Genomic DNA, 5,139 nt, shown 5'->3' with positions numbered 1-5,139 from the left:
GTCTACGCTTAAAGGCTAATGTTACCATTAGCCCTCCAAGACTCGCTACGAGTGAATGGCTAGTTCTTTCTCGACGGGAATCCCACCCGCTATATGATACGACCTAGGCTCGGCCGCACAAGCACCTGTTAGTTCCAGAAAGAAATTACTAAAATACATTTTTAAAATTATTCGAGTACATGAACATATTTAACGAAACGGGACGACAGTATCTACATTTATAATTCTGTCGGTCCCTGTTTTTAGAGAGTAGGCAACTTATATATCAATAGCCATAAGGACGGTTGTATGGTTGGCTGTAGTATGGATAACGATAGTATGGGTATGGATAGCGATAGTATGGTGGGTATGGTGGGTAGATTGGGTAGAATGGATAAATAGGGAAATATGGGTATGGATAGCGTGGACGTCGTCTTCTGCGACGTCTCCCGTAACTGTCATAATCGTATTCATAGTCATCATCATCGTATCTGTCATATCGATCGTAATCAAATTGTGTCATTATCTTTTCCTCCTTTTGATTTCGGTTTAGGTTATGCTATGTAAGGATTGACAGTATGTACATTCGCCTATATTTAACATTGCTAAACTTCAATTGATACAACAAGTAGATTTATGGAAAAAAGACACCTAAATAAAATTAGGTGTTCTTTATGAACTACCTTAAAAAGAATATTACATTTTAAAGAAAAGATGTTTTGGAAGGTTTGTGACTCATTAGTCAAGAAAATTCTGCCACACTACCTAAACCGGAATTTAAAAGTGTTAATACGAAGGAATTTGGGTACTGATTCCAAAAGAAACAAAGAAATTAACATTTCATGTTGAAGCAGCTTAACCCCCATCTAAATCCTCACTTATTTTTGCCCTGTTTTCATAACCATCTACATATGCTTTATATCTAGAAATTTCACTACCTATGTGCGGTATTAATTCTAAATATCTATCTATCTCAGCATTATCAATAGCTTCACCAAATGGTTTTCTAATATTCTTTAGATAGTCTTTATATTCTTTTATATGTTCCTTATTAGCTTCATTCGTTAGAAATTCTAATTGATTGCCGTATGTTTGTCGTATGTTTTCATATACCTCAGACACTAATATTTGTTTTGGGTTTACATTTATACCTAGAACATAGTGGTAATATCTAACGTATCCTAAACTAAGCTTTTCTTGATTATTTTTTAGATTCTCTTTTATTTGTTCTTGAGTTAATGGTTCAAATTTTAATTTTTGTCCATCATTGTTAGCGTAGTCAATATTAAGAATACTAATTCTAATTAGCTGATCTATTTCGTTTTTAGCGTTAGTTAATTTCTCTTCAAGAAGTTTTTTATTTCTTCCTTCTTCACAGATAATAATATCAAGTTCTAATTGATTTATAATTTTACGTTTTATCTTAATGGATTCTTCCAATTGTACAAATATAAAAGGATTTTCCCTAAATTGTTCATCTGTTACTAACATGTTCTTAAATCACTCCTAATATTGGAACCGGACCTCTATAATTTTATTTTGAATGAAATGACAAGTCTCTTCAACAAACCTCTCCCGATAGTTGAACAACCGGGGAGGCATTCAACTTGGAATATCAATCAAAATAGACAGGTTCTTGTGGATTATGTAAATGTTTAAATGCTAAATGAATTTGTGATTCTGTATTTCTAGCTATCGATAAAGATGGTAGTTCATTTTCTGTGAAAAATTCCACTGCATCTGTTTCAATACCTTCTTTTGGTTTCCCGCCAATGATTTCACATTGGATAAACATTTTATAAACGTGATATGGAGAAGGTGGATGGGGATGGCATTTCTTGTCGAGTACAGCTATTAATTTTATCGCTTTAACATCAAACCCTGATTCTTCTTTTACTTCCTTGACTGCAACTTCACTTGGAGTTAATCCAATATCACCCCAACCTCCAGGTAACGACCAATTTCCATCATTCTTTTCTCTCACCATTAATATTTTATTACCCTTGAATACGACAGCCCTAATATCAACTTTCGGCGTTGCATATCCAGTTTCATTTGCAAATAGTTCTTTAATAATTTTATTGTCAATATTTGTATGCTGTCTCAAAATTTCAACACTAATATTTCTTATTAATTCAAATCTTTCCAAGTCATAAACATCTTTAGAATAAGTTAGCCCTGCTTGTGCAATGGATTGAAGCTGTTTTGCCCATTCTAACCATTTAGGTTCCAATCTTTATTCACCACCAATTATTTTTTACCTAATTTTACCTTACTTTAATTATAAACTAAACTTCCCCTTAATCCCCTAACCTGCCCCTTTAGTTGAACAAGAAAAAAAAGCTGCATTGCAACTCTACAATCTTCAACTAAAGCCTCCGTTAGTTTAAGTGAAACCTTTTATAAACCCTATGATATTTTTAGTTCTAACTCCATAATCGTTCAATTATTCATTACATCTGAAGCTTAAAAGAAACCATCTCTACGACCTCTTTTTTCGTTTTGCACAAAAAAGAGCTTGGAAATCCAAGCTCTCTTTTGCTATTTACAACTGTCCCATTGGAATTCTTAGAAATAACTTCTGTAATGATATAGCATTGCTACGAATGTTATGATGGTGTACGCCAAAGATGTGAAAAAAGCAATATTAGGTGAAAACTCAACTTTTTGACTTTCCATTCTAATACCTGTGGAACCTTGAATGGTCATATCCAAGCGTCGAGAACCAAAACCACCTTTAGAAGTAAAAAACCAAATAATAGCGGTAGCTGCCAATCCAATGAAAAATGAATAGTCAAAGAATTTTGTATGAGTGAAATATATTATTCCGAAATTCAAACCTAATAAAACTAATAAAGTTATAACGATGGTTATTAATCTTCGTTTCATATTTATCCCCCTTAAGATTCAAGTCCTATGTATCTAAGCATATTAATTAATATTTACGATTAAATAAACACTTGGTTTCATAAATGGATAGTTCTCTTTGTTCAATTAAACTGCCCAGTTAGTGATAATATGAAATATCATAAAGAATATGTAGTAATGATAAAGGAGATTATAATGTACACAATTGGACAAGTTGCTAAGTTTTTAGGTGTATCTAGAGATACCTTAAAATTTTATGAAGAAAAGGAATTAGTTAAGCCTAAGCAAAATATTGAGAATGGGTATAGAAAATATAATCGTTTTGATATTTATGATATAACCACAGTAAATTTCTATAGAGAAATGGATATTGAAATAAAAAAAATCCAGGAATTAAGAAAAAGCAAGAGTATAGAGGGAATAAAATCATTATTAGAAGAGAAAGAACAAGAGGTTTTAGAAGAAATAGAATATAAAAAGCTTCTTTTAAAAAAGCTTCAGATTGTAAAAGAAGATTGCGAAAAAATTAAACAATTCTTAGGAGAATATACAGTAAAAGAAATGAAGCCTTTAGAAATAAAAGGAGAAATAGAACATTACACTGCTTATGATGAATATGAAACTCTTAAAGAGAACACGGACAGCTTGAAAAAAGCAGTTACTCTAACTTCTTTAAGAAGAGTCATTAGATTCAATGACGAAGGTATTCTTGAAGATAAGTTTATCATTGTAAAAAAAGTAGAAGACTTTCATAAAGAAATTGGTGGTGAAATTCTATCTCATCCAAAATGTATGTATACCGTTATTGAAGATGGGAGATGGTCAACTGGTGGAAAAAATATTGACCATAACGTGGAAGCTAGTTTAAGAAAAGTAGCAATAGAAAATGGATATGAACTTTTGGGGATAGTTTATATAAATCTATTACTTACCACTTATGAAGATGGACTTGAACGTGTATTTTTAGAAATGTATGTACCTATAAAATAATGCAGACATGTATTGACCTGTGAGTAACCCCTAGGTTTAAGCTGAAGGTATTCGTAAATATGAGCTTTATTATATTTACGAAATACTTAGTTTGAAGCGGGGATTATATATGAAGAGAGAAAAGAAACTAAAAAAACCAGTAGCAAGTTTTATTCTACTAACCAATATCATTTTTTTGCCACTTTTTTTACTTGTAGGAGCCATAAAAATGCTAGGATTTCCTGCATGGGTCTTTGATGTCATGCTCTGTATATCAGCTTGGTCCTCAACCTTTGCTTTCGGAGCGTTATTTAAAAAAATCTATCCTGGGCAGAGTTTTATACAATTTGTAAAAGATAAATTCAAGAATAAACTTAAATTTTCTGAGATTCTTACGGTAAGTATGATTCAAGCCTTCATATTTTTGATGATTTTGTTTTTCGTATCTAATAATAGTGAAGCAGACTCTATTTTTACTAAATCTTCATGGGGAATGCTGATCTATTTCTTTTTTAAAAATCTTCTGTCAGGGCCACTAGGAGAAGAAATAGGGTGGAGAGGATTCGCTCAAATTGAGCTTCAAAAGAAGCATTCGCCATTAAAAGCTTCGATTATCTTAGGATTTTGGTGGGGTATATGGCATTTACCCATATGGTTTACTACAGGGTATGTGGGCATTGATTTAATCAAATATATTCTATTCTTTATGATTTCAATCCTATCCACTACGATCATCATGACCGCATTTTATAACTTAAATCAGAATTTAATCGTCCCCATTATCATCCACCAATTCTTTAATTTTTTTATTGGCATAATAAACGAAAACTTAGTCGATTTAATCATGTATAACGCATTTTTTTATTCAGTAGTAGCCGTTTTAATCATCGTTATAAATCCAAAGAAAGTATTGTATGGAAAGGAAGATACAAACATTATTAATGGAAAGCATTCCATGATTTAGTGATAGTGTGTACAGCTATACACTTAAACTATTGGAAGCGTTAGTTGAATAAGGTAATAAAATTATCAAACTTTTTTATAAAGAAATGAATCGATTACATTAAATAAGAGCATGTTTCGAACAATCTTTTTTCAAAACATGCTCTATATACTTTCTTTATATCAAGGTTATTAGTAATAATTAATCAAACCTTATTTTATAGCATCAAATTAATTATTTCGGAAACCGAATATTCAACTAGTCGAGTAGAAGGGAACCTCTCTACCTTGCGGTAGATTGTGTTCCTCCCCCCTCACAGAACCGTGCTTGCGCTATTTACGCACACGGCTCTTCCAAGTCACCATTCACAAAATGTAGCC

General features: G+C 32.0%; 6 protein-coding genes. 2 read left to right on the top strand and 4 right to left on the bottom strand.

Translation table 11 applies throughout. The features are described from left to right. Nucleotides 1-265 precede the first annotated feature (265 nt). The 4 genes from FG384_RS19235 to FG384_RS19220 form a co-directional block, all read right to left on the bottom strand. Nucleotides 266-502, bottom strand: coding sequence for a spore coat protein (locus FG384_RS19235; protein ID WP_142644302.1), 237 nt, complete (start codon nt 500-502; stop codon nt 266-268). A gap of 332 nt (nt 503-834) precedes the next feature. Beyond that, the gene (locus FG384_RS19230; RefSeq protein WP_142644301.1) at nt 835-1,470 is read right to left on the bottom strand and encodes a hypothetical protein; all 636 of its coding nucleotides are present in this window, start codon (nt 1,468-1,470) and stop codon (nt 835-837) included. 124 nt (nt 1,471-1,594) lie between these two features. After that, on the bottom strand, nt 1,595-2,212 hold the full coding sequence (locus FG384_RS19225; RefSeq protein WP_142644300.1) for an NUDIX hydrolase: 618 nt from the start codon (nt 2,210-2,212) through the stop codon (nt 1,595-1,597). 335 nt (nt 2,213-2,547) lie between these two features. Beyond that, nucleotides 2,548-2,868, bottom strand: coding sequence for a hypothetical protein (locus FG384_RS19220; RefSeq protein WP_142644299.1), 321 nt, complete (start codon nt 2,866-2,868; stop codon nt 2,548-2,550). Between the two features lie 174 nt (nt 2,869-3,042). On the opposite strand from FG384_RS19220, the gene FG384_RS19215 reads away from it, so the two are divergent. Together FG384_RS19215 and FG384_RS19210 are read left to right on the top strand one after the other, a co-directional pair. Then, nucleotides 3,043-3,837 carry a MerR family transcriptional regulator gene (locus FG384_RS19215; protein ID WP_142644298.1) on the top strand — a complete coding sequence of 265 codons (795 nt, stop codon included), beginning with the start codon at nt 3,043-3,045 and terminating at the stop codon, nt 3,835-3,837. A 109-nt stretch (nt 3,838-3,946) separates the two neighbouring features. Continuing rightward, nucleotides 3,947-4,780, top strand: coding sequence for a CPBP family intramembrane glutamic endopeptidase (locus tag FG384_RS19210; protein ID WP_142644297.1), 834 nt, complete (start codon nt 3,947-3,949; stop codon nt 4,778-4,780). The last annotated feature ends 359 nt before the right edge of the window (nt 4,781-5,139 follow it).

The organism is Psychrobacillus vulpis (genome assembly GCF_006861825.1).
Lineage (GTDB): Bacteria > Bacillota > Bacilli > Bacillales_A > Planococcaceae > Psychrobacillus > Psychrobacillus vulpis.
This window is presented reverse-complemented; position numbering and strand designations above follow the sequence as displayed.

What these genes read in the sequence shown, in the direction of transcription:
- FG384_RS19235 (WP_142644302.1), bottom strand. Translation starts at nt 502, where the DNA reads ATGACACAATTTGATTACGATCGATATGACAGATACGATGATGATGAC.
- FG384_RS19230 (WP_142644301.1), bottom strand. Translation starts at nt 1,470, where the DNA reads ATGTTAGTAACAGATGAACAATTTAGGGAAAATCCTTTTATATTTGTA.
- FG384_RS19220 (WP_142644299.1), bottom strand. Translation starts at nt 2,868, where the DNA reads ATGAAACGAAGATTAATAACCATCGTTATAACTTTATTAGTTTTATTA.
- FG384_RS19215 (WP_142644298.1), top strand. Translation starts at nt 3,043, where the DNA reads ATGTACACAATTGGACAAGTTGCTAAGTTTTTAGGTGTATCTAGAGAT.
- FG384_RS19210 (WP_142644297.1), top strand. Translation starts at nt 3,947, where the DNA reads ATGAAGAGAGAAAAGAAACTAAAAAAACCAGTAGCAAGTTTTATTCTA.